This window comes from Leptolyngbya sp. FACHB-321 (assembly GCF_014695975.1).
GTDB lineage: Bacteria > Cyanobacteriota > Cyanobacteriia > Leptolyngbyales > Leptolyngbyaceae > Stenomitos.
Genome location: NZ_JACJPI010000052.1, coordinates 42,237 through 64,408, shown reverse-complemented (window position 1 = coordinate 64,408; position 22,172 = coordinate 42,237). Strand labels below are relative to the sequence as shown.

Here is a 22,172-nt window from a genome sequence, read left to right as displayed (position 1 = left end):
TCCCTTTACCCCTCATACCCTGGAATAACGTGATGCTGTACTTCTTCGTAAGCAGCAAGCTGGAGTTTGAGAAACTGGTTTTGGTCTTCGATCGCCCTTAGCTCTTCTAGCTTTTGCAGAATGGCACGAGTAAAGTTGCTGGCATCAGGTAGCTGGTCGGCAATCCAGGATGTTTCCACCTCAATTTCAATCATTTGCAGCGCACGTCGATACTCCCGCACAAGGCGCTGGTTATTGGTAATTTGTTGCTTCAGGATTTTGACAGCGCCTGTTGTCCGAAAAATGCGAGGTGCGTAGAGTGCCTGATCAACATCAACCATCTTTTGCTTCAAGGCTTCGAGACGCGCAATCAACCCCTGATTCGACTTGCACTCATGATTAATTTCATCAATGCGATGGTCAATTTTTAACTTTTGCGCCAGCAGCCGTTGATCTCCAATCAGGCGATTGGCTTCGCGTCCGTAGGCTTCAAGTGGCGGGCTAGTCAACTGAGCGCTATTGGTCACTTTGAGATACGCCATCGTACCCAAGGCAGTAACGATCGACGCTAGAAAAATATTTGACCCACTAAAAAACGAACCAACTAATAACGTAAGCACAGCCGTGCTGATAGTGATTCTGAGATGGGTTGAGCTAGGGACCGGGTTTGGCAACACATAACGTTTGCCTGTTGTGTGGTTTGTCACAGCGACCAGCTTTTTCATCAGGTATCCCTGCATGGTGTAAAGCACAGACACCACATCGCCGTAATGCACAGGAATCGGGTCAGTTTGACCAGGAATAGAGAATTGAAGCTGTTTCAGGTTGCGATCGGGCGTCGTGATCTGAAACGTGTAATGACGCTTATGGAGGCTAGGCAAACTTTTGCTTAAGAACAACAGCGTCTCATTCATCGAAGAATGCTTGGAAAGCTTGCCATGCAACACACCATAGCGATCCTGACAGGCAGCACAGGTCACTTGAGGAAGGGGATCATTAAGGTCGGCGATCAGTCGAGAACACTTGGGGCAATAAAGTGACAGTTTCATTGAGCAAAAATGCAGTGACAACTGATCTCAAGCGCCCTCAGATTTCCCTGAAACACGCAAGGTAGAACGCAATAGCAAGCAAACGCAGAAACTTTGTTTAGAGAAATAAGCAGCCAGCGCTAGAAGAAGCGCAAAAATAATCTTTTTATCAATTAGTACGAGAGCTTAACCAGGAATCTACTTCATCTTAAACTGTGATCCAATCACCTGGAAACTGATGTAATGCCGTCTTAACGTTTTGAAGCAATACTGATCTGCCTGACGAAATCTCTCCAATGACCAACGACCACTTCTACAATTTAATTCCTCTAGATAGAGGTCATCTTGTAATCCTTCGCAATAGTATGCAAATGTTGTTGCTTTGTACGGTAGCCCTGCTGTAGTTACCTATACTTCGGTTTGCTACGGACATCGGTTTGTCACAGGTGGCTCAAACACTTGTTTAGCAAATGGCTTCTTTAGCGTTTTCTCACCGCAAAACTATTGCTATACCAACAGCTATCTCTGTAAACCGCAGTCTCTAGCGGTCAATTAATTGATAAGGCGTTCGTACAACAGCCTAGTGATTTCGAGGAAAAAATACAATGCCAATTTCGATTCGAGATGATGTTGTTTATCTTATGTTGAAAAAAATTCAGGATAGCGATCGCAATCCTGGACCAGACCCAGTCAACTTTAATCAAGCTGATTTCACAGGTATTGAACTGACTCCAGCAGACTTTCTCGGTCATTTAGATTATTTAAACCAGGAAGCATACATCAACGCTGAATTTAGCGGTAATGCCTATGGCAACCAGGATGATGTACCCAATGTCATTAACGCTAAAGAAGTTGATTTTCGTATTGCTAATACATACGGAGCGCCAGATGGTCCACTACCCCATCTGATTGCCTTTAAGAAAGCAGAGTTAACAGAAAAAGGTCACCAAATGTTAGAAGACATGGAAAAGAATCCTCCTGAATCATTGAAAACTGGTACGACTGTTCCGATCGCAACTAAAGATACACCTTTCCTAGAAAAAGTGATGCTCAAAAGTGGTGTGTCAGATCTTTACGACGCACGCGATATTACAGAAGTTGTGTTTCGCACAATGCGGGATATGATGCCAAATCAAACCGTCGATCGCGTTGCTGACGAGCTTCACAAAGAAATGGAGCCGACCACAGAAAAAGCACTTCAAAACGAAATTGAAGACTTGTGGGAAGATACAAACCCTCTGGTGCGCTTTATTAGCCGCATTAGACAACCACTTATTATCAAAGACGACACGTTCCTATTCCGAGTCAGGCAAGAAGGCGGTCTGCAACCCACTGTTGATCCAGAAACTGTCGTTAAAGCAGTCTTCTCGGCAACTAAAGATGAGTTGTCTGACGATCGTATCCAGGAAATTCAAGGTTTTCTACCAGGTACAGTCAAAAAGCTTTGGCAGGAAGCATAAAGCAGTTGCAGGTGATTGGACAGAAGACTTTAGCCATTCTTGTTCAGTCACCTGCAAGCACTTTTGCTTTGAGATATTTTGGAACTCTTCAATCGATCAAATCGTCAACAGATACGTGTACTTGCCTATGGTGTTGTTCCCGGTACAACCATTGTAAGCAGCACTGATGTCTTGGTCTTTTACAAAGAGTTTATGATGAACCTGAAATCGCATTGCACAAGACACTTTTTACAGTACGCAGGTGTATGTTGTAGCAGTTTGTTAGTTTTTGCTGCGATCGCTACTCCACTTGCAGACAGGGCAATGGCTCAGGTTCGTCCATCTGCTCCAGTGGTCAATCCACCCTTACCTAGTGAACAGCAACCGCCTATTGCGACACTTACTCCAAATAATGGCACTGTTGGGGTAAAGCTAATCAACAAGACTGGTGCACAAATTGTGTATCAAGTAATTGGTGATACGCGGCTGCGCGTGCTGAGCGGACGATCGGAAATTACGCTCCAGTCATTACCGACTCCGGTTAATTTGTCGTTTTATCGCCGCGATCGTGGCTTTTTGCTTGTCAGCCCTCAGGTGCCTACAGCAGCTACTAATACGATCGAGCTAACGCTGACAGAGACAACTGACTTTGCCACTGATAAAACGGCACTTACCATTGAGCCAGATGGCGAGGTTTATCTTAATTAAGCGTGAGGATGCTGTTAGTGTCTCTACAAGCTGACAGACATTAATCTGCGTTCACGATTTTGGGGACTTTGAAAAAATCACCATCGCGATCGGGGGCAGACTCTAGCATTGCTTCTCGTTCAGCGTAGGGCTGTAGCGTATCGGCGCGAACCACATTACTCACGTCGATTGCCCGTGTGGTTGGTTCAACCCCGCTCACGTCCAACTCATTTAATTGCTCAAAATAACCCAAAATATCGCCCAACTGAGTAGTCATTTTCTCTTCTTCTTCTTCTGTCAGTTGCAGGCGGGCAAGGTGAGCGACTTTATGAACTTGTGCGCGATCGAGCATGAGTAGTTGTTAACGATTGGTTAGTAAGTTTTAGGCGCAAATAACCTGCTATTGCATCTTCACAAGCTGACACTGACAACTAGGTAGCACCTTAGACCAGTACAGTTGTTGGCTCATCGCTTTTAACAGCTAAAAGCCAACAACTAAAAACGTCTTAAAAGTACGCGTCAATCTGCGATCGTCCCGTCGTCTTAAGCCAGTTCTGGGCCTCAATGTAGTTGTTGGGTGCAACACGAATAGCACGTTTCCAGTATTCTGCCGCTTGCTGAAAGCAGCTCTCAGCCTCTTCATCCTTGCCAGCTTCTTTTGCCTGCTCGCCCTTGTAATGGAAGATAACCGCTACGTTATTGAGCGCTTGGGGCAACCTGGGGTTTAAATCTAGTGCCTGGTGGTAATAGTCCATCGCTCGATCGTGATCTCCATTACTGGCATGAATCAGCCCGATGTTGTAGAGGATGTAGCTGCGATCGTAATCGTCGTCTTCCAGCTTCAGTGCTTCGTAGTAGTTATCCAGCGCTTCGGCATACTCACCATCGCCTTGGGCAGACATACCATCGCGATAGTAAGCAAACGCTTCTTTCTCTTTTTTTGTGGCAGGCAGCATCTTCAAGATGATATCTGCCATGACCGTGAAGCTTTTATCAATGAAGTTGTCGTTGCGTTGAGATCTTGGCATAGCCCGCAAATGGTAGTGATGGGAGCAAGAACAAGTCGGGAAAGCAGGTTGCTTCGACTGTGTATTAGTTTAGCGCCCATTGGGAACTGACGTGTAGAAGATCTATTACAGTGCTGCGATCGCGCCATTGATAATGCTTTAGACCAACAAGAATTATGGCAACAGCAGTAACACGGGAATTTAGTGTGATACCAGTCACCCGATTGAGTGAGTTTGGTTAGCGTTAAAGACTAGGGCTGTCACACCCTGCTATGACAACATTCACAGGGCAAAACGGCTTTAATCACCAGCGAAAGTAAAGAAGTCGCTCATAGTTAAGTCTCAGGGCATCCACTTAGAGCAAAGTTCTTAATGCTACAGACCTTAAACATAACGACCGTTTGACGGTGAAGTTACTGAAGCGGTAGTGCCTTGCAGCTTACGAGGTCTTACTGAATAACCTGACGCTAAAGACAACTTTCTCAGAGCGTTTGTTCCGCTTCTTTTGTCAGTGCGTCTTACTTTCTTTCATCTAGCTACGCAAAAGCCAGGGGCTCAGTTACCGCACTACACCCCTGGCTAACTCCACCGTTCAACCAAACTTGAGGAGCTAATATCTTATGGTAGAGAAAAATAATCAGACAGCAGCTTATCAGGCACACTTTGTTGAACTACTATCGTCATCAACTAGCTTAAAGACTCGTCAGCACCTAACGAGCCGTAGGTACGCTGATGCTGGCATTATTCAGTTAGCTGCTTTCTTGCGAGACAACCCAAATCCGATTCTGGTCTTTAATCCAGAGGGCGCAGTGATCAAGGTTAATCCGACTGCGGTAAAACTACTCAAACGACTGCAAGTAGAAGCACTAGCGATCTTGCCACCCGAGCATCTGCAAATTGTAAAAGCGTGTCTAGAACGTGAAGGACATGAACACACAATTGAAGTCACAGTCAATAGTTCTATCCTCGCACTGACCTATCGTTCGCTGCTTGCGTTCAAGATTGTGTATCTCTACGCGATCGAGCTAACGGACTACCGCCGATCGGAGGCAGAACTACTGAGAATTGCGGCAAAGACGATCGACCTGGCGAAACAAGCTGTCGTACAAGTTCAAGCCCTTCGCAAAACACTCCCCAAAGCAACAGTGAAACCTGCTGCAGCACATCAGGGAGACGTGACTAATATGTTTGTCTCTATGGACGGCTGTGTGTTTGAGTCTGTAAGTAGGGCTAAGGCGTGAGGCAGGGGAGAAGAAGTGCAGGGGAAGCAGGGGATGCAGAAGGGGAACTGGCAGCAATGGGTGCAGCCCAAATCCTCTACTGCTCACTCCCTACCCCTACTTCTCACTCCCTACTCCCCACTCCCTGCACCCCTTTTCTTCTCAAGGGCAAAAATACAGATCCTATACTAGGAGTAGATAAGGCTTTGCAGGGAAACCGCTATGATTCCAAATCCCGAAATTATGCAGGCGGTTGAACGCCTGGATTATCGCGTAACCGTTGGCGACATTGCTAGCCAAGCAGGGTTGAATGTAACTGTGGCGCAACAAGGGCTTTTGGCGCTTGCCTCTGAGGCTGGTGGGCATTTGCAGGTTGCCGAGTCGGGCGAGGTTGTTTATCTATTCCCTCAAAATTTCCGCACCGTCTTACGCAATAAGTCGTTACGGTTGCAGTTGCAAGAATGGTGGAGCAAGGTTTGGAAAGTCTTGTTCTACCTGATTCGGATCTCCTTTGGGATTGTGCTGTTGGCTTCGATCGCGCTGATCGCCATTACAATCTTCTTCGTTGTGATGGCTGCTAACTCTAGCCGTGACGATAACGATCGTGACTCAGGTGGCGGCATCTTTCTACCCAACATCTGGTTCGGTCCAGACATCTTTTGGATTTTTTCGCCCAACTACAACGATCGCCCACAACGGTACGATCGTCGGTCTGCACGGTCTGGCGACAAGCCTAAGATGAACTTTCTGGAGGCGATGTTCTCCTTCTTGTTTGGCGATGGCAACCCGAATGCAAATCTGGAGGAGCGACGATGGCAGGCGATCGGCACAGTCATTCGCAATGAACGAGGCGCTGTTGTTGCCGAGCAAATCGCGCCCTATCTTGATCAGGTCGGTCAAGAGTTTAGCCGCCCATACGCAGACCAAAACGAAGAGTATATGCTGCCTGTGCTGACTCGTTTTAACGGGCAACCTGAAGTGAGCCCTGAAGGTGAGATTGTCTATCACTTTCCAGAGTTGCAGGCGACAGCGGCACAAACCCGTCCTCAGCCTGTTTCAGCTTATTTGCAAGAACAACCGTGGCGCTTTAGTCAAGCAGGTTCGGGACAACTCATACTGGCAGTAGGGCTAGGTGGCGTTAACCTTATTGGGGCTTTAGTGCTGGGTAGCCTCCTTGCTGATGGTACTGCGGCTGCCCAACTCGGTGGGTTAGTTGCCTTTGCACAGTCCATTTACTGGGTGTTACTAGGCTATGGCACTGCGTTTCTGGCGCTACCCCTCCTTCGCTACTTTTGGGTGCAATGGCGCAATGGCAAGATCAATGCCCGCAATGAAGCACGCCAGCAGCAGGCTATGCAACTTAACCAGGCGAATGCCAAGCTGCAAGGCAAGCTTGCCTATGCTCAACAATTTGCTGCGGAAACAGTCATTGGCACAGGCGATTTAGCGTACACCACAGAGCGCGATCTGTTGGAACAAAATGTGGAGCAAACGTCCAAAATTGACGCTGAGTGGCAACGTCGCCTGGAACAGGGGCAAAACTAGGTACGACAATCATGTTTTTGCTGCTTGCATAGCGTTGAGCGAGCCTCTATGCATTGAAGGCAAAACTTAACGCTTTGCAACATTTTCAACGGCTGCAATGCCGAGTAGAAAGTCGTTACCTAGAATTTATGGAAGGCGTGAAAGTCTTCATAATAGCGATCGTCAATTAGATCTGTAACAGGCAATACTGATACTATTAATCACCTCGTCGTGAGCCAGCGTTAAGAGAATGAAAATTAAGCTTGGGGATATTCTAACTGGTGAAAATGGTGCCTTTTACAGAGTCGTTGAGTGCAAGGAGGATATCGTCTCGCTGAGACGGCTCAATGGCTATACAGACTTTTCATGCAACCCTGCGTTCGTTGAAGCTCGGTTTCAATCTGTATCGTGCCTGTTGGCAGCCTATAGTCCCTCAGTCTAAAGTCCCTTAGTCTAAACTGTCCTTCACGATCATGACTCAGCTTGCACTATTGCGATAGAGCCGTCGTGATTCAGGTGGTATCCATGTAGCATCCCTGGTCAGGTGCATCGACCCAACCCCTCGATTGCACAGTTGCCAGTGCTTTAGCAAAACTTTTCACATTCTTTTGTAAAGAATGTCGTAATTACAGAGCAACCGTGCAAAATGTTAGGGGCTAATCTAGTAGCTTTTCTACTTTGCCAGCCACTGGTGATAGTAGCGGTTTGAACGCCTTATCGGTTTGCAATGTGACGTTAATGCACCTACAGACACTAGCAGCCTGCACACTCGCGGCGATCGCCGCATGCGAGAGCATTCACACTGCTAGTGCAACGGCTAGCCCACGCTCGTCGTTAAGCCATAACGTACCCAGCAACTTCTCTAACAGCAACGTAACAGTTAGCGCATTGCCGCCCAGCGCAATTACAGAACCAGGCGTAGGCGCGATCGCTCAGGCAACACCAGAAACCCTAAGCAGTCTACAAACCCAAAGTAATCAACAAGCATCAAGTAGTTTAGAGACAGCGGCAGCGGTTGATGCCCAGACAAGCAGTACAACTCAGTATTATCAGGACTATCAGCCGATCGTAGCACCAGCTACAGCCCCTCTAGCGGCTCCTACATCGCCACCATCTGACTCAACGCCAGCAGTAGGATCTGATCAACCAGCGATCAATTTTGGTGCGCCTCTGTCGTCTACCGTTGAGCGACCGCCCACGCAAGCGCTGCCTACTAAGACTTCACTGAGCGAGCCTCTACCGACCGAGATGCCTCCTGGAGCGTCACCTGCGTCAATCAATGCTCCCATCTGGGTCGTGCCATCGCAACAAGCTACGACACCAGAAACAGCACCGATACCAGACATTAAACCGGAGACGATACTAGCCCCAGGTGAGAGAGTAACGGTGCCAGCGTTGCCCAGCGCCACACCAGTTACACCTCCCAGCCAGCGCACCCCTGCCCCTAGAGGCACGATCGCGTTACCTGATCTGGTTGTGACAGCAACAGATGTGCAGATCGTGGGCGCTGAGGCAGAGCTACAGCAAGTGGTTCGCAATACGGTCAAAACACAACCAGGTGGCGGCACCAGCAGTAGCCAGCTTAAGCAAGATGTGGCAGATATTCTAGGCACTGGGCTGTTTGCCAATGCCAGCGTTAGCAGTCGCACTAATCCTCAAGGGTTGAGTGTAGTTTTTCAAGTCGAGCCAATCATAGTGCGATCGCTGCGGCTAACAGGGGCACAAGCGCTGACGGTAGACGTTGCAAATCAACTGTTTGGCGAACAGCTTGGTACAGCAGTTAGACCCACCCTGCTCAACGAAAGTGTAAGACGTATTAATGAGTGGTACGCCCAAAACGGTTATTCGCTAGCGCGGGTCTTGACCTTACAGCCAACACGAGAGGGGGTTATCACCGTTGAGGTTGCTGAAGGCTATGTGGGTGATGTGCAAGTGCGCTTTGTCAACAAAGAAGGTAATCCCGTTGATGAGCAAGGACAGCCGATTCGGGGACGGACTCAACCCGGTTTCTTGCGCCGCCAGATCAAGCTACAACCAGGACAGGTCTTTCGCGAAGACGTAGCCCGTACCGACTTGCGGCGGCTTAGTGAATTGGGCATCTTTGATGGTGCCAACGTTTCCTTTGAGGGCGATGCACGACGGGTTGCCGTTATTTATAACGTGGTTGAGGCATCGGCGCGGCGGGTCAACTTTAGCGGTGGGTATAACGATGAGCAGGGTCTTTTTGCGTCAATCAATTTTCAGGACAACAACTTTGGGGGACTGGGACAACGATTTAGCACCAACATTCAGCCAGGAACGCTAGACACACAGTTTGATGCCCGTTTTGACAGCCCGTACCGCGATACGGACCCGAATACACCTGGTTATGGTGCCAATGTTTTCCGGCGACAGGGACTATCGCGCGTGTTTGACGATGACATCAAGCTGCCAAACGGTAGTCGTGCGCGTGAACGCAAAATTGGTGTCGGGATTGATGCCACTAAACCGCTAAGTCCTACCTGGAGAGGAACGTTAGGGTTGAGCTATACCAACGTGAGCCTACGCGATCGTGAGGGTGACGTTTTTGCCAGAGATGAAAGAGGAAATCCACTCTCGCTGAGCGGCACAGGTACTGATGACCTGACAACCCTATCGTTCACAGCCATTCAAGATTTACGCGATAACATCGTTAATCCCAGCCGTGGCTCAGTTGTGACGCTTAGTACCGAACAATCCATTCCGATCGGTCGCGGCGAAGTACTGGGCAATCGCCTACAGGCAAACTATGCCACATTCATCCCAGTCGGTTTAATTAAGCCGAATGCAGATGCCCAACAGCCTCAAGTGGTTGCCTTTAATCTTCAGGGTGGCACTACGATCGGCGATCTGCCTCCCTACAATGCCTATGTGTTAGGCGGACCGAACTCTGTACGCGGCTATGGCGCAGGCGACCTCGCAACCAGCCGCAGTTACTTTCTAGCCTCTGCCGAATATCGCTTTCCCCTTTATCGCTTCATTGGGGGTGTGGTCTTCGCTGATTTCGCCTCCGATTTAGGCTCTAGCGATGAAGTGCTGGGCGAACCAGGCATACAACGAGGCAAACCGGGCACAGGCGCTGGCTTTGGTTTAGGCTTACGAGTTAACTCACCGTTTGGCATTATTCGTGCAGACTTTGGCGTCAGTAATCAAGGCGATAGTCGCTTTCAGCTTGGCTTTGGGCAACGCTTCTAGAGGCGGAGATCGGGAGAGTTTCGCGTTGATTCTTTCCTCTAACAATCAGCCACTCGAACCCTTTACCCCTTACTCCCATTGGGTTAGCAGCCCATCGCCTTCCACTCGTAGCTGTCGTCCACGCCAGTAAACACTCTGACCAAACGCACCCATCAGCCAGACGAAAAAGGTCAGCACATCTCGAAACGGCAAGAGCCAGAGCCAGCGTGAGAGGCTGGGACACTTGATACTGAAGATAGTAGTCGCCATCTGAAGGTAGCGAACGATGAAGGTAACTAGACTAAGGGCGATCACCCAATTAGCAAAACCCGACAGCAACAGCAACGGCAAACAAAACACTGTGCCATAGCAAAACACCATGCTGTAATACTGGGCACCCCGATTAAAGCGAATGGTGCGTGCCCAGCGTAGCTCCCGCTGAAAGACCTGCCCAACAGTTTCGTTCCCAGTGTCTGATTCCACCACGTAGCGCGATAGTTCGATGCGATAGCCCGCCTCAGCGGCTCGTTTGCCAAGGTTATAGTCTGAGCCAATACGGTTAAAGTGCAGACCACCAAAGCTGGCAAGCGTAGTTTTGCGAGTGGCGATCGTCGCACCAACGGCACACCGCAAACCACGATCAAGCACGCGGGCAATGAGCAAGCTAGGAATAAAGTCAAAGCAGCGACCTAATGAGGCGATCGCAGCTCCCAAGGAGTGTGGCTGGTAGCCAATAAACGCACAGGTTACAAGTCCCACCTTTTCGTCTGCCAGCGGTGCCGTAACGGTGCGAATGTAGTCAGCATGAACCCGAATATCGCTGTCAGCAAAAATAATGACCTCGTGCTGTGCCTGCTCCAGCAGATAGCTTAGATTGCTGTCCTTATAGTTAACGCCCCGTGGCTCCAGTCCGTAGAACAAGCGGGCGCGATCGCTATAGGTTGCCACCACTTTTTGCAGCATCGGAATTGCCGGATCGTGCGGATCGGTGACACCGAACAGCACTTCATAGTTGGGATAGTTCTGAAGGCAGAAGGACGACCAGTTCTCCCAGGCTCCAGCATCAACACCACAAGCAGGTACAAGAATAGAGACGGGCAAATCCAGGTTATCTGCCGTACTAGGGAGAGTAGCAGCGTTAAAGAACTGATAGGTAAAAGTGGCACAGGCAAGATAGAAGACGATCGAACCACTGATGAGCAAGACAAGCAAAAGTTCCAGAAGCGTGATCATGGGTGCTGTAGGTTAGACACGATCGACTGACCGTAATGGTGATGAGTGTGGCTCGTGGTGCTAGTGCGATTCTATCTGTCCATAGTTCAGTTTGAGGGCACGATCGCACAAGTGAAAGTATTGGTCATCATGGCTAATCACAAGCACAGTCTTGCCTTGCTTCTGTAATTGGGGCAAAAATTCTGTATAAAACAGATCCTTAAAGCTTGGATCTTGGTCTGCCGCCCATTCATCAAAGACATAAATCGGGCGATTCTCCAGATAGGCAGTCAGTAAGGTAAGCCGCTTGCGCTGCCCCTGAGACAGGGCCGTGGTCGAAAGCTTCCCGTTTAACACTTTCACTTTACGATCGAGACGTAAGCGTTGCAAATAGAGTTGCGCCTGTGCATCCAGATCCTCCTGATCTAACCCCAGCAGGCGATCGAACAGGTAGAAATCGGCAAACACAACCGCAAAGTGCTGACGATACCACTCCTGGCGCTCAGCATCAATCACCTGTCCATCCAGATAAATCTCACCGCTCTCGGGTTGATACAGTCCGGTGATCAGCTTTGCTAGCGTCGATTTACCGCTACCATTGCCACCCACAATGAAGATGATTTCACCACGCTGTAAGGTCAAGTCGATCGGTCCCAACACAAAGCAGGCATCATCTTGATCGGTCTGATAGGTGTAGGCAACACCTTTGAGCGTCAACGTTTGCCAGTTTTGGTTGGGCGGGGCGGGCACTGCTAGCACTTCCGATCGGGTCGCTAGCGACAAGCCTAACGCCTCAATTTTACCGAGCGCAATCCCAGCACGGCTAATCGTTGGCAGTTGGCTCACCAGGCGATCCATCGGCAACATCAGGTAGGTAAACGTCAGTACGTACCCCGAAATTGTTTGGGGATTCAGCGTCATTATCTTTGGTAGGGCAAACAGTACAAACCCGACCGCAAAGAAAAAGATTAGCTTGCCCCAGCTAGCCGTAATTGCAAACATCATCAGCCCACGCACGCTGTAATGCCGAAACGCCGCTGCCGTTGGTTGCAAATCTTCTTGCAAGAATGCTTGCCGCCGCCAGTAGTGCAGCTTCAGTTCCTTCGTGCCTTCCGTCACAGTGCGAAAGTGCTGAAAGAGATGATCCTGCTCTTCGCGGGCGCGTGCCAGCAGTTGCCGACCCTGCCGCAGCAGCCAGCCACAACTACTCAGTGCTGCGATCGTCACGCCCACAACGAGAAAAAATACCTGCCAGGAGAGCCAGGTAATGTAGACCAGGCAACCTGCCACCGTTGCCAGATCGATGCAGAGGAACGGCACCAAGCGTACTGCATCCGTGACAGCCTGCACATCATCTGTCAGGGTAGCCAACAGACGCGGGGCACCCAGCTTTTCGAGATGAGCTAGCTCAGAGGCAAGGATCTGACGACTAAGGCTAAGACGCAGTTGAAACACTGCCTGCTGTGCAAGCTGGATCAGCATCATCTGCGAAATCACGCTGGTGACCAACGCCACTAGCGCCAGACCGCCAAAGATCCAAGCGAATGCAGCGAGCGATCGCGCATTTTCCTGAGTTAGCGATCGGCTAATCAGCGCGATCAAGCTTGCCGTGCTGCCACCGCTAAGAAAACCTGTCAGGACGGCGATCGCCACCATCCGCCAGGACGACCGTAAAAGAAAAACAACCAGACTCATGCGGTGCTATCAAACTCCATCCTGAACAAGCCGCCTGGAAGGAATGAACTTTTTAAAAAACGCTTAGTCATATTATCCTGTCAACTTAGAATTACATAAAGAAAGATGGGCAAAATTAAGTCACGACCGATGCCCAGTAACCGCTCAAGACATTCTTTTGATTAGCAACGTTTAATTAATCTCTTCATCGCAGCCCCTATCCCTTGAACAGGAGTACTAATGCAATCGGCAAAGATGCCGCCAATGGAGCAGTTTCCAAGCTTTTCTTTGGTGCTGGAGACAGAAAATCTAGCCAATGCTCATCTAGACGGTTTATCGCAGTCTTTGGCCTCATTGGCGCAACAAAATCTACCGCTCACAGTTGCTAACGAAGTTTTGATTATTGATACTGGCAATACGCCAGCCCAATTATTAAAGCAACTGTGCGATCGCTATCCCTGGCTAAAAATACAGCAAGCACCCTCTTCCACAGGCTACTACAAGGCAAAAATGCTGGGAGCCGCACTGGTTACGGGGGAAGTAGTTGTCTACTGCGACTCTGATTGTACCTACGAGCCACAATGGCTACAGCACCTTCTGATGCCCTTTGTAGTCAGGAATGATATCCAGATCGTCGCTGGTGAAACAAGCACTCGTGGCGTTGGGCTCTACGGCACTGCAATGGCAATCGCTTACATTTTTCCGCAGTACTCTGGTAGCCACTCTCTGGCTCCAACAACACAATACTTTCTCAACAACGTGGCGTTCCGGCGCGAATTTCTGCTGAAGCAGCCCATTCCAGTCGCGTTACCGTTATATCGTGGTAATTGCGTCATCCATGCTCGTCATCTACAGCAACAGGGCTACACGCTTTGGCGACAGCCTCAAGCAAGAGCAGCCCACGCACCACCGAGCGATCGCTCACATTTTTTTTGGCGGTTTCTGCTGATTGGGCACGACTATTATTGGCAGCAGCAATTGCTAGCCAAACCGACTAGCACAATGCAGCAACCGAATGCCATGCAGAACCTCAGCGACGATCGCGATCCCACTGCTGGCTTCAAGGGCAAGCTAGAGGTCTTTCGCGATCGCCTCCAAAAAATGGCGCGGCACGATCGTCGCCATGTTTTTTACCTGCCCTTTGCACTGCCGATCGTCATCGCCTCTGCACTGCTGGTTCTTGCCGGATACGTTATCACAGCTCGCCGCCCAGACTACTTACTCAAGTCTTATGCCCATGTACTTGATGGCAGGGAGGAGCTTTAAGTTTTTTGCTCCCCGTTTTAGGTTTTAGCCTTTAGCCTTTGTTTTAGGTTGTAGCCTTCAGCCTTTAGCCTTCCACTCTCTTGCTACTTTTACCGTTGAATCGGAATCTTGACTCCACCCTCTAAAGCAGGCGGCTTGAAGAAATCGATCGGGTCAATCGTAGTTGGCTTTCGCTGAGAGGTGGAAAAGCGTTGGATGAGGGAGTCGAGCGAATTGGTCGCTGACGGCGTTGTAGGTTTGGGATTTGCCTGAAGAATACCTAAAACACCGTTCAATTGGTCAGACGTATAGGATGTGACAGGACGACCAGCGCCACTTGGCATCTGGTTGATTGACGCTGGCTGAGTCACCAGAGGCGCACTTTGAGACGTCATAGGTGTAGTGGTTAGATCTGCCGCACTCGCTTGTGCGTAAGCAGCAGTCCCAGAGGAACCGATCGCGATCGCAGTCAATAGCACTCCAGCTAGCAAACCTTTCATCAGCATAGCTCCTTAATACACTCAGAATAAAACGAGCGTTCCCTCAAAGATAATGCATCTATCAAAAGGCACCTCTAATTACGTGCCAGTCGTCTCCTCTCGCTCAGAGGTGTTACTTTAAGGTGAAGAAATCTTAAGCATCGCTGTGGCAACCACCCAACCTAACTTAGAACAAGCTCTCGCTACTATTGCAGAAACTCAACTTTTAGGCATTCTGTACGATCTAGACGGCACGCTAGTGAACACTGACCCGCTGCATTTCCAGGTTTGGCAAGCTATGTTGCGAGAGTGTGGGCTGGACATTGACGAAGCCTTTTACCAAGCCAAAATCAGTGGACGTTTAAAACCGGCGATCGTGCAGGATTTGCTGCCCCACCTGTCGCCATTGCAACAGCAACAGTTTATTGAGCAAAAGGAAGCTCAGTTTCGTGAGCAAGCACCTCAACTAACGCCGTTACCAGGCTTAATGAAGTTGATGCAGTGGGCAATAGAACAAGGGCTAAGACAAGGCGTTGTCACCAATGCACCATCCGAAAATGTTCACCATGTCCTGCGATCGCTACATCTAGAAGAAGCCTTTGATCAGGTTGTAATCGCTGACATGCTTGGCATTGGTAAGCCCGATCCAGCTCCCTATACTTATGCGCTTCAACAATTTGACCTCGCGCCCAAACAGGCTCTAGCCTTTGAAGATTCACCATCGGGGATACGATCGGCAGTTGGTGCAGGCATTCTCACCATTGGCATTGCTACAAGCTACGACCCCCAAACGCTCTATGCCCTAGGAGCCACGCTAGTTATTCCCGATTTCACCGCGCCTGCTCTATGGGAACTGCTAGACGCTACCGCCACAGGTCTAAGGAACGAGAATTAATTAACCTGTACCCGTTCACAATCTGTAAGGGCAGTAGCCTCTAGCATTGCTGCCCTATGCCAAGGTCAGACTTTACGTCCCACTCTCCCCACTTGCGGACAGTAGAAAATAGCAAAAGGCTAAAGGATTAAGTAGAAGCCTTACCAGAAACAGAACTGGGAACCCTAATCTGTCCTAACTCTCTTCAACTGCTATGGCTGGCACTTTGTTCAAAAAGTGGGTTTATACAGATACTTTAAACCTAAGAAAACTAGCAAAAAAGGGAATGTCAGTAGACATTCCCTTTTCACAATTACTGAAGCGTTCCAGCTAGTTTGTTTTAGCTGGTGCTGCCACTTTTGCTTTCACTGCAACACTCTTAACACCCTTAATTTCCTTTGCCAACGGTTCAATTTTGGCAAGCTGTGCTTGAGTCGGTACAGACCCTGCTACCGTTACAACCCCTTCCTTAGAATCTACAGTCAGCTTGCTGTTGGGGATATTTGCCTCTAGCTTGCCACGCACTTCACTTTGCAAATCACCATCGCTTCGCTTGTCCTGATTGCCGCCAGCATCATTGCGCTGCTCACGTGCCCGAATGTCAGATTCGATCTGCTTTTTACGAACGTCATTAGTTGCGTCATTCTTAGCAGTCTGCGCTTCTTGAGCATCTGGCACCTGACCACTCTTGTCAGTAGCATTGGGGGCATCTGACGTAGTCTTAGCATTGTTGCAAGCGACTGTACTGACTAGCAAAAAGCCGCCCAACAGCAAGGGCATAATCTTTTTCATTTTTTTAATCCTTTGATTGAAATATATTGACTAAAAAGGTTTGCAGAGACGAGCTTCTGCCCGTCCCCACAAAGTACTTAAAGCACTAGCAATAACTACAGCAAAGGATCGCGTCTTGTTGTCGTTTCGCTTGCTGTATAGCCAGCGCCAGAAGGATAGGTTGTACGATCGGCGTTTTCGTGAGCTGTTGCGTTATAAACACCCCATTCCTGAATACCGCGATGGCTTAAGATTGCTTCTGCTCGGCGAATCTCGTCTTCAGAACCATCCACGATCACCAAGTAATCGCCTCTAGAAACGCGATCGTTGTACACCTTGGCACGGTCTTCAGGAATACCCAGCCCAACTAAAGCACCAACGAGACCACCTGCTGCTGCACCAATTGCGCCCCCAGTAAGGGTGGTTGCCAATGCAGTTGCCAGCGCTCCGCCTAACATCACTGGACCAATGCCAGGAATAGCGAGTGCGCCTAGACCAACCAGTAAACCTGTTAAACCACCCAAAGCACCCCCTGCTGTGGCACCTTTCTTTGCACCTTCGTCTGCTTGAGTGTCATGAGCCACTTGCTTGCCCTTGTCACCAGCATGGGTGCCTGCACCAGCAATATCAGCCGCACGATCGGTATCACGACCCACAACTGAAACTCGATCCATTGGAAAACCGCTATCTCTCAATTCACGTACGGAGGTTTCTGCATCCTGATAGCTAGAAAAGGTACCCACTGCACGTTTGTGATGTCCTAAAGCCATTTTTCCCTCCTTCCCACTTGCAGGTCTAAAACGCTACAAGTACGGAATAAATTTGTTATCTACGCTACTATTTTGTCTGATGCGCTTAGCGTTTGTCTCATCCCGAAGAGATGACTTGCACTCAGACTCAAGGAGGGGAAGGATAAAGGCTAAGGACTAAAAATTGTCTGTTCGGTTTCTGCTTCAGCCTTATTCAGCTCAAGTTAAAGGAAATCTGCTGTCAGGCTAAAAACGGTTTCCAGGCTGGCTCCTGGTGCAAGGGAAAGCAGCCGCTCGCCTGTATTCAGCGCATTCCGCCCAGCAGTCCAGGGTTCCAGGCAATAGAATGGCTTGCCCTTCACTGTCCAGAACACAATGATGGAAAACTCATCGCTTTGAGTTAATGTTAGGCGGAAGCCTTGGGCGCGATCGGTGACGCTAGCAGAGTGGCGAGACAGATTGGTAAAGGCAACGTCGATTTCATCCCGCTCAAAGTCAAACGTGCCATCAAACGGATGTTCGATCTTAGTCGGTTGGTCTAGCAGGCGATCGGCAGGGATATCAACTTCTAACTGTGCCTTGTCCACAACTTGAAAGTAGGGATGAAACCCAGCAGAGAAAGGCATGGGGCTATCCGAATGATTCACGTAACGCTGATGAGCAATCAGTTTGTTGCCCTCCAGCGTATAGGTAAAAAGAAGCTGAAAGTCGAATGGGTAGACGGCGCGAGTTTGGTCGTTGCTGGTGAGCGAGAGGGTGATGCTGGCACGATCGTCCGTCGCCTGATCCACTACCTCCCAGGGAAGTTCACGGGCAAAGCCATGCTGCTTGAGCGTATAAGACTGCCCATTGTGAGTGTACGTGTTGTCAGGCAGATTGCCACAGATGGGAAACAGAATCGGAATACCGCCCCGCACCGTCAGCGTTGGGTCTGTAAGTCGGGCTGCGTCCAGATAGAAAATTTCCTGCCCTTGTACGCGCCAGCGAGTCACAATGCCCCCACGCTCTGGAATCACCTCTAACGAGGTCTTCGTCGTCTGATCTGAGAGCGTGTAGGTCTTGTATTGACCTTGTTCAACTGCGATCGCAAACATCCAAAGACCTCACCATGCCATCGCTGCCAATAATGACACATCTGGAATTAATTCGGCACCAACGTGTTCGGAAGCAACCCAATCCTGACGGTGCTTTTTGGCGGTTTGGCGACGGGCAGAAGGCTGCTGTGCTGTCTCGTTTTGCGATCGAGCGCTGGATGCCGGAACCGCAGTGCTAGCTGTAACGGGCTGACGAACAGGTTGACGGTGAGCAACTGGCAGTGCGCTTAAGAGCCGTCCTGGTAACGCTGAGTGGTCTAACGTGGCAGGCGTGGCGGCATCTGGCTGTGCAGGTTCAGTCGCAGGCACCATTGCATCCGAGGGTGAGTTCACTGGTGAATCACTAGATTCTGGCTGGCTGGAGTTAAACGGAGTGCGATCGGGCGAAGTGATGAACGAATCAGTCGGATTGGCGAAGCCAGAACGTTTTTTTGCTGGCAAGGGAGCCGCCTGCTCCATCTGACGATCCGTCTCACTGTCAGTTGAAGCTGGCGCAGTTGATTCGACTGGAAGCGACATATCAGGTGCTGATTCGGTCGCTGGTTCAGTTGCGTCAGAGGGCGTAGTAGCAGGTAAATTCGGTGACTCAGTTGTTGTAGCGGCAGTCGCTCCAGCAACGCCTGGTCGGGCATCGAGCGCAATGGGCGATCGCATTGGTTCCTGAAAACCGCTGGAGCGATCGGCAATCTGGTTCAGAATCTCGGCGCTGCGTTCGCTAGCAACTCTCGGCTGGTAGCCCCGCACTTCCACCGGCACAAATTCGACTTTCATTTGCTTGTCTTTAAGAGCAACCTTCAGAACAGCGGTATCATAATCGCTGCGAGGATTGCCGCCAAAGATAAAATTACCCATTGAGTAGGCGATCGGGCGACCTTTGTAAATTTCTGCACCCTGTAGCACATGGGGATGATGCCCCACGACCACATCTGCACCTTGGTCGATCGAAAAATGCGCCAGGTTTATCTGCCAGTCAGCGGGATGGGTCGCTAGTTCTTCACCCCAGTGGTAGTTCACAATCACCCAATCCACCTGGCTACGAACGGCTTTTATATCTTCTGCAATGCGCTGCTCATCCGCATAGTTGGTGCCAGCCCTGGTTTCACTCGCACTTTCAAAATCCGCGCCATAGTAGCCAAAGTAAGCAACCCGCTGACCTTTCACGTCGATGATTTCGGGGCGACGGGCTTCTTTTACGTTTCGTCCTGCGCCAACGTGGGCAATGCCTGCTTGTTTCAGCGTGTCTAGCGTCTCTACTAGCCCAGGTTCTTGATAATCCATCGCGTGATTGTTTGCCAGGTTCACCAGACTAACACCGCCGCTAGTCAAGACCTTTACTGCATCAGGATCAGCTTTGAAGTTAAATTCCTTATCTGGCAGCGGAATCGTAGCCCGCGTCAACGGGTTTTCCAGGTTCACCATACCTAGATCTGCCTTGCGGTACTCATCCATGTTGGCAAAGGTGCGCTCATAGTCTTTTCCAATCGCATCGGCAAAATGGTCCGACAGCGTTACATCACCCGCAAACGTCAGTGTAACGGTAGGGTCTTTAGGGTCGGGAACGCGATCGTGCTTGACAACAGACACCGTTTCTAACGCTGCCTGTACCGTGTTAGGACGAAGAGATGTAGGGCTGGGGTTTGCTTTTGGTAACGAGGAAGAGGCGGTCGCGTTGGTTTGCTCAGAGGGCGCTTTGGAAAAGCCCAGCACACAGCCAAACACGAACGCAAAAATCGGTGGTCCGCTAATCAGCATTGACCGCATGGTTTTAAGCTGCGATCGCTGTTGCGCGGTTTGACGAAGCTGGGTGCGAAGGTGCTGCGATCGTTGTTTGCGGGCACGACGCGCTGGCGAAACTACCCGTACACTTTGCTCCCACACTGGCGCTTGCTCATGCATCAACTTGCCAGCAATGCGAATGCCCTCAATTTGAGCTGAATTCAGCTTCCAGATGCGATGACAGATGAAGTGGATCAGTTCAGTGCGTCCCGACTCAGCAAGCTCGCGCTGTGAGGGCGGCAGCGGTAATTCGATCAACACTCTCAAACAGCCTGGACGAATGCCACCTACATAGGCACGAATACCATGCGGCAGCAACACAGCGTTGAGCCAATGCGCGATCGCCTGAAAATTTCCCGCCCGTGCCAGTTCTACTAGCGATGGGTGGTGAACGCTATCTGTATAAACCATGAATCTCTGACCTCACTCTGCCGCATCACACCGTAACCTTGCAGCATTCTGCTATCACTCAGCATGAATCACCACAATGGTTAGTTCATTAATACTCTATAATCTCTAACTTTCGGCATACGATCGCCAGCAAACTGCCTAAATCTTAAGGATCGTTCCAGTTCCTCCCCTCATGTCCTACATTAAGCCTTGCATTTAGCGGCGACTGTTTTACTTTTTACTAACCAGCCGTAATTGATTGCAGAATGAAGACTGTTACTATCACAACCGTTTGACATGGCTACATTGCCCGCCAATATCAAAGATTTGCTCTCAGACTTAATTGCACGCTATCGCTCTCGCGTCGATTATCTAGCAGTACGCCTCGAAGCTGCTGAAGGAGCAGACATTTTTCTGCGGAGTGACAAAATTGAAACGTTGACAGAAGGGATTGCGATCGGTGGGCAGGTAAGAGCTTGCCACAAAGGCGGCTGGGGTTTTGCCAGTTTCAATCAGCTTTCGACGTTGAGCGATCGCATTGAAGAAGCGATCGTCGCTGCCCGACTAGTTGGCGAAGAAGAAACCTTGCTGGCACCTATTCCTCCCATTCAAACAACCTGCACCCTACCATTAACGGGCACTGATCCCCGCCATATCCCCTTGGCGCAGAAGAAAGCACTCTGTCAGCATTACAGCGACATTCTTCGCAGCATCAGCCCCCATATTACGACCACCTCGATCCGGTATGGTGACAGCGCCCAGCACGTTATCCTTGCCACCTCAGAAGGCACGTTGCTAGAGCAGTCCTGGGTAGATATGGAAATGCGGTTTGCTGCCACCGCGCGTAATGGCGAAACGGTTCAAACCGGACGCGAGACTACTGGTTCCCGCAAGGCGTACGAAGATTTGGTAGGACTGGATGCTCAAGTTCGCAATGCCGCTCAACGAGCGGTTGATTCACTGGCACTGCCACCCGTGCGGGGCAACACCTACACTGTCGTTATTGACCCTGTCCTCACTGGACTGTTTGTGCATGAATCCTTTGGGCACCTTTCGGAAGCCGACATGACCTACGAAAACCCCGATCTGATGGAAGTTATGAGCCTTGGTCGGCAGTTTGGTCCATCGGATCTGCAAATTTTTGACGGTGCGGCACCTGCTGGTCATCGCGGCAGCTATTTTTATGACGATGAGGGCACGCCTGCAACCACCACTCAGTTGATCAAAGATGGCATGTTGGTAGGACGGCTACACTCCCGCGAAACCGCTGGAAAACTGGGCGAGCTTGCAACAGGTAACGCCCGCTGCCTAAATTATCACTATCCACCGATCGTTCGTATGACCAATACGTGGATCGAACGTGGTCAAACCCCTGTCGCCGATCTATTTAACGGCATTCAAGAAGGGGTATACGCCCGCAACTGGCTAGGCGGTATGACCAACGGCGAAATGTTTACCTTTACAGCTGGCGAGGCATGGATGATTCGCAATGGTGAAGTGGCAGAACCGGTGCGTGACGTAACTCTATCCGGTAATGCCTTCACAACCCTGGGCGACATTGAGGCGATCGGCGACGACTTCTTCTGGGACGAATCAGGCGGTTGTGGCAAAGGTGGACAAAGTGGCTTACCCGTTGGTTGCGGTGGTCCCAGTTTACGCATTCGCAACGTTGTTGTTGGTGGAGAAGCATTAGACGAAGAGTAAGGGCAGAAGCGGCTTTTAGCGTCTATTCACGAAACGTTTGCGTCTGTCTCAACGTAGCCAAGTTGGCAGGAGGTGTCTCAAAAGGTAGAGGCGATCGAGCCAGATTATTACACCATTGGGCACAGCAC

General features: G+C 50.0%; 18 protein-coding genes. 8 read left to right on the top strand and 10 right to left on the bottom strand.

Features of this window, described 5'->3' with window-relative positions:
• Positions 1-5: 5 nt before the first annotated feature.
• Positions 6-1,028 carry a hypothetical protein gene (locus H6F76_RS09670; protein ID WP_190507756.1) on the bottom strand — a complete coding sequence of 341 codons (1,023 nt, stop codon included), beginning with the start codon at positions 1,026-1,028 and terminating at the stop codon, positions 6-8.
• Between the two features lie 584 nt (positions 1,029-1,612).
• On the opposite strand from H6F76_RS09670, the gene H6F76_RS09665 reads away from it, so the two are divergent.
• The gene (locus H6F76_RS09665; protein ID WP_190507755.1) at positions 1,613-2,467 is read left to right on the top strand and encodes a DUF2267 domain-containing protein; all 855 of its coding nucleotides are present in this window, start codon (positions 1,613-1,615) and stop codon (positions 2,465-2,467) included.
• A gap of 303 nt (positions 2,468-2,770) precedes the next feature.
• The gene (locus H6F76_RS09660) at positions 2,771-3,154 is read left to right on the top strand and encodes a hypothetical protein (RefSeq protein WP_190507754.1); all 384 of its coding nucleotides are present in this window, start codon (positions 2,771-2,773) and stop codon (positions 3,152-3,154) included.
• A 40-nt stretch (positions 3,155-3,194) separates the two neighbouring features.
• On the opposite strand, the gene gatC is transcribed toward H6F76_RS09660, so the two are convergent.
• Positions 3,195-3,485: an Asp-tRNA(Asn)/Glu-tRNA(Gln) amidotransferase subunit GatC gene (gene gatC / locus H6F76_RS09655; protein WP_190507753.1), complete on the bottom strand. Its 291-nt coding sequence runs from the start codon at positions 3,483-3,485 to the stop codon at positions 3,195-3,197.
• A gap of 154 nt (positions 3,486-3,639) precedes the next feature.
• Positions 3,640-4,161: a photosystem I assembly protein Ycf3 gene (locus H6F76_RS09650; RefSeq protein WP_190448172.1), complete on the bottom strand. Its 522-nt coding sequence runs from the start codon at positions 4,159-4,161 to the stop codon at positions 3,640-3,642.
• A 599-nt stretch (positions 4,162-4,760) separates the two neighbouring features.
• On the opposite strand from H6F76_RS09650, the gene H6F76_RS09645 reads away from it, so the two are divergent.
• The 3 genes from H6F76_RS09645 to H6F76_RS09635 all read left to right on the top strand — a co-directional run bounded on the left by H6F76_RS09645 (position 4,761) and on the right by H6F76_RS09635 (position 10,097).
• Positions 4,761-5,381, top strand: coding sequence for a PAS domain-containing protein (locus H6F76_RS09645; RefSeq protein ID WP_190507751.1), 621 nt, complete (start codon positions 4,761-4,763; stop codon positions 5,379-5,381).
• A gap of 201 nt (positions 5,382-5,582) precedes the next feature.
• A complete protein-coding gene (locus tag H6F76_RS09640) occupies positions 5,583-6,905 on the top strand; it encodes a hypothetical protein (protein WP_190507750.1) in 1,323 nt (440 codons plus the stop codon).
• A 717-nt stretch (positions 6,906-7,622) separates the two neighbouring features.
• Positions 7,623-10,097: a BamA/TamA family outer membrane protein gene (locus H6F76_RS09635; protein ID WP_190507748.1), complete on the top strand. Its 2,475-nt coding sequence runs from the start codon at positions 7,623-7,625 to the stop codon at positions 10,095-10,097.
• A 69-nt stretch (positions 10,098-10,166) separates the two neighbouring features.
• On the opposite strand, the gene H6F76_RS09630 is transcribed toward H6F76_RS09635, so the two are convergent.
• Both H6F76_RS09630 and H6F76_RS09625 read right to left on the bottom strand, forming a co-directional pair.
• Positions 10,167-11,309, bottom strand: a complete 1,143-nt coding sequence (locus tag H6F76_RS09630; RefSeq protein WP_190507746.1) for a glycosyltransferase — start codon at positions 11,307-11,309, stop codon at positions 10,167-10,169.
• 60 nt (positions 11,310-11,369) lie between these two features.
• Positions 11,370-12,983 (bottom strand): cyclic peptide export ABC transporter, encoded by a 1,614-nt coding sequence (locus H6F76_RS09625; protein WP_190507744.1) that lies wholly within the window; start codon positions 12,981-12,983, stop codon positions 11,370-11,372.
• A 219-nt stretch (positions 12,984-13,202) separates the two neighbouring features.
• Here H6F76_RS09625 and H6F76_RS09620 point away from each other — a divergent pair, with 219 nt between their 5' ends.
• Complete coding sequence (locus tag H6F76_RS09620; RefSeq protein ID WP_190507742.1) at positions 13,203-14,228, top strand: glycosyltransferase family A protein; 1,026 nt, start codon at positions 13,203-13,205, stop codon at positions 14,226-14,228.
• Positions 14,229-14,317: 89 nt separating this feature from the next.
• Here H6F76_RS09620 and H6F76_RS09615 read toward each other — a convergent pair whose 3' ends face one another.
• A complete protein-coding gene (locus H6F76_RS09615) occupies positions 14,318-14,707 on the bottom strand; it encodes a hypothetical protein (RefSeq protein ID WP_190507740.1) in 390 nt (129 codons plus the stop codon).
• Positions 14,708-14,852: 145 nt separating this feature from the next.
• On the opposite strand from H6F76_RS09615, the gene H6F76_RS09610 reads away from it, so the two are divergent.
• Positions 14,853-15,581, top strand: coding sequence for an HAD family phosphatase (locus H6F76_RS09610; RefSeq protein ID WP_347276002.1), 729 nt, complete (start codon positions 14,853-14,855; stop codon positions 15,579-15,581).
• Positions 15,582-15,890: 309 nt separating this feature from the next.
• Here the strand turns inward: H6F76_RS09610 and H6F76_RS09605 are convergent, their stop codons facing one another.
• From H6F76_RS09605 to H6F76_RS09590, 4 genes are all read right to left on the bottom strand, one after another.
• On the bottom strand, positions 15,891-16,352 hold the full coding sequence (locus H6F76_RS09605; protein WP_190507738.1) for a BON domain-containing protein: 462 nt from the start codon (positions 16,350-16,352) through the stop codon (positions 15,891-15,893).
• Between the two features lie 95 nt (positions 16,353-16,447).
• On the bottom strand, positions 16,448-17,101 hold the full coding sequence (locus tag H6F76_RS09600; RefSeq protein WP_190507736.1) for a general stress protein: 654 nt from the start codon (positions 17,099-17,101) through the stop codon (positions 16,448-16,450).
• A gap of 203 nt (positions 17,102-17,304) precedes the next feature.
• Positions 17,305-18,174, bottom strand: coding sequence for an aldose epimerase (locus tag H6F76_RS09595; protein ID WP_190507734.1), 870 nt, complete (start codon positions 18,172-18,174; stop codon positions 17,305-17,307).
• A gap of 9 nt (positions 18,175-18,183) precedes the next feature.
• A complete protein-coding gene (locus H6F76_RS09590; RefSeq protein ID WP_190507732.1) occupies positions 18,184-20,361 on the bottom strand; it encodes a CapA family protein in 2,178 nt (725 codons plus the stop codon).
• Positions 20,362-20,637: 276 nt separating this feature from the next.
• Here H6F76_RS09590 and H6F76_RS09585 point away from each other — a divergent pair, with 276 nt between their 5' ends.
• Positions 20,638-22,044, top strand: coding sequence for a TldD/PmbA family protein (locus H6F76_RS09585; protein ID WP_190507730.1), 1,407 nt, complete (start codon positions 20,638-20,640; stop codon positions 22,042-22,044).
• Positions 22,045-22,172: the final 128 nt, after the last annotated feature.

Bases quoted from the DNA above. Each gene is read 5' to 3' on its own strand.
- H6F76_RS09670 (WP_190507756.1), bottom strand. From the start codon at position 1,028: ATGAAACTGTCACTTTATTGCCCCAAGTGTTCTCGACTGATCGCCGAC.
- H6F76_RS09595 (WP_190507734.1), bottom strand. From the start codon at position 18,174: ATGTTTGCGATCGCAGTTGAACAAGGTCAATACAAGACCTACACGCTC.
- H6F76_RS09600 (WP_190507736.1), bottom strand. From the start codon at position 17,101: ATGGCTTTAGGACATCACAAACGTGCAGTGGGTACCTTTTCTAGCTAT.
- H6F76_RS09585 (WP_190507730.1), top strand. From the start codon at position 20,638: ATGGCTACATTGCCCGCCAATATCAAAGATTTGCTCTCAGACTTAATT.
- H6F76_RS09625 (WP_190507744.1), bottom strand. From the start codon at position 12,983: ATGAGTCTGGTTGTTTTTCTTTTACGGTCGTCCTGGCGGATGGTGGCG.
- H6F76_RS09635 (WP_190507748.1), top strand. From the start codon at position 7,623: ATGCACCTACAGACACTAGCAGCCTGCACACTCGCGGCGATCGCCGCA.
- H6F76_RS09665 (WP_190507755.1), top strand. From the start codon at position 1,613: ATGCCAATTTCGATTCGAGATGATGTTGTTTATCTTATGTTGAAAAAA.
- gatC (WP_190507753.1), bottom strand. From the start codon at position 3,485: ATGCTCGATCGCGCACAAGTTCATAAAGTCGCTCACCTTGCCCGCCTG.
- H6F76_RS09615 (WP_190507740.1), bottom strand. From the start codon at position 14,707: ATGAAAGGTTTGCTAGCTGGAGTGCTATTGACTGCGATCGCGATCGGT.
- H6F76_RS09605 (WP_190507738.1), bottom strand. From the start codon at position 16,352: ATGAAAAAGATTATGCCCTTGCTGTTGGGCGGCTTTTTGCTAGTCAGT.
- H6F76_RS09645 (WP_190507751.1), top strand. From the start codon at position 4,761: ATGGTAGAGAAAAATAATCAGACAGCAGCTTATCAGGCACACTTTGTT.
- H6F76_RS09660 (WP_190507754.1), top strand. From the start codon at position 2,771: ATGGCTCAGGTTCGTCCATCTGCTCCAGTGGTCAATCCACCCTTACCT.
- H6F76_RS09590 (WP_190507732.1), bottom strand. From the start codon at position 20,361: ATGGTTTATACAGATAGCGTTCACCACCCATCGCTAGTAGAACTGGCA.
- H6F76_RS09650 (WP_190448172.1), bottom strand. From the start codon at position 4,161: ATGCCAAGATCTCAACGCAACGACAACTTCATTGATAAAAGCTTCACG.
- H6F76_RS09620 (WP_190507742.1), top strand. From the start codon at position 13,203: ATGCAATCGGCAAAGATGCCGCCAATGGAGCAGTTTCCAAGCTTTTCT.
- H6F76_RS09630 (WP_190507746.1), bottom strand. From the start codon at position 11,309: ATGATCACGCTTCTGGAACTTTTGCTTGTCTTGCTCATCAGTGGTTCG.
- H6F76_RS09640 (WP_190507750.1), top strand. From the start codon at position 5,583: ATGATTCCAAATCCCGAAATTATGCAGGCGGTTGAACGCCTGGATTAT.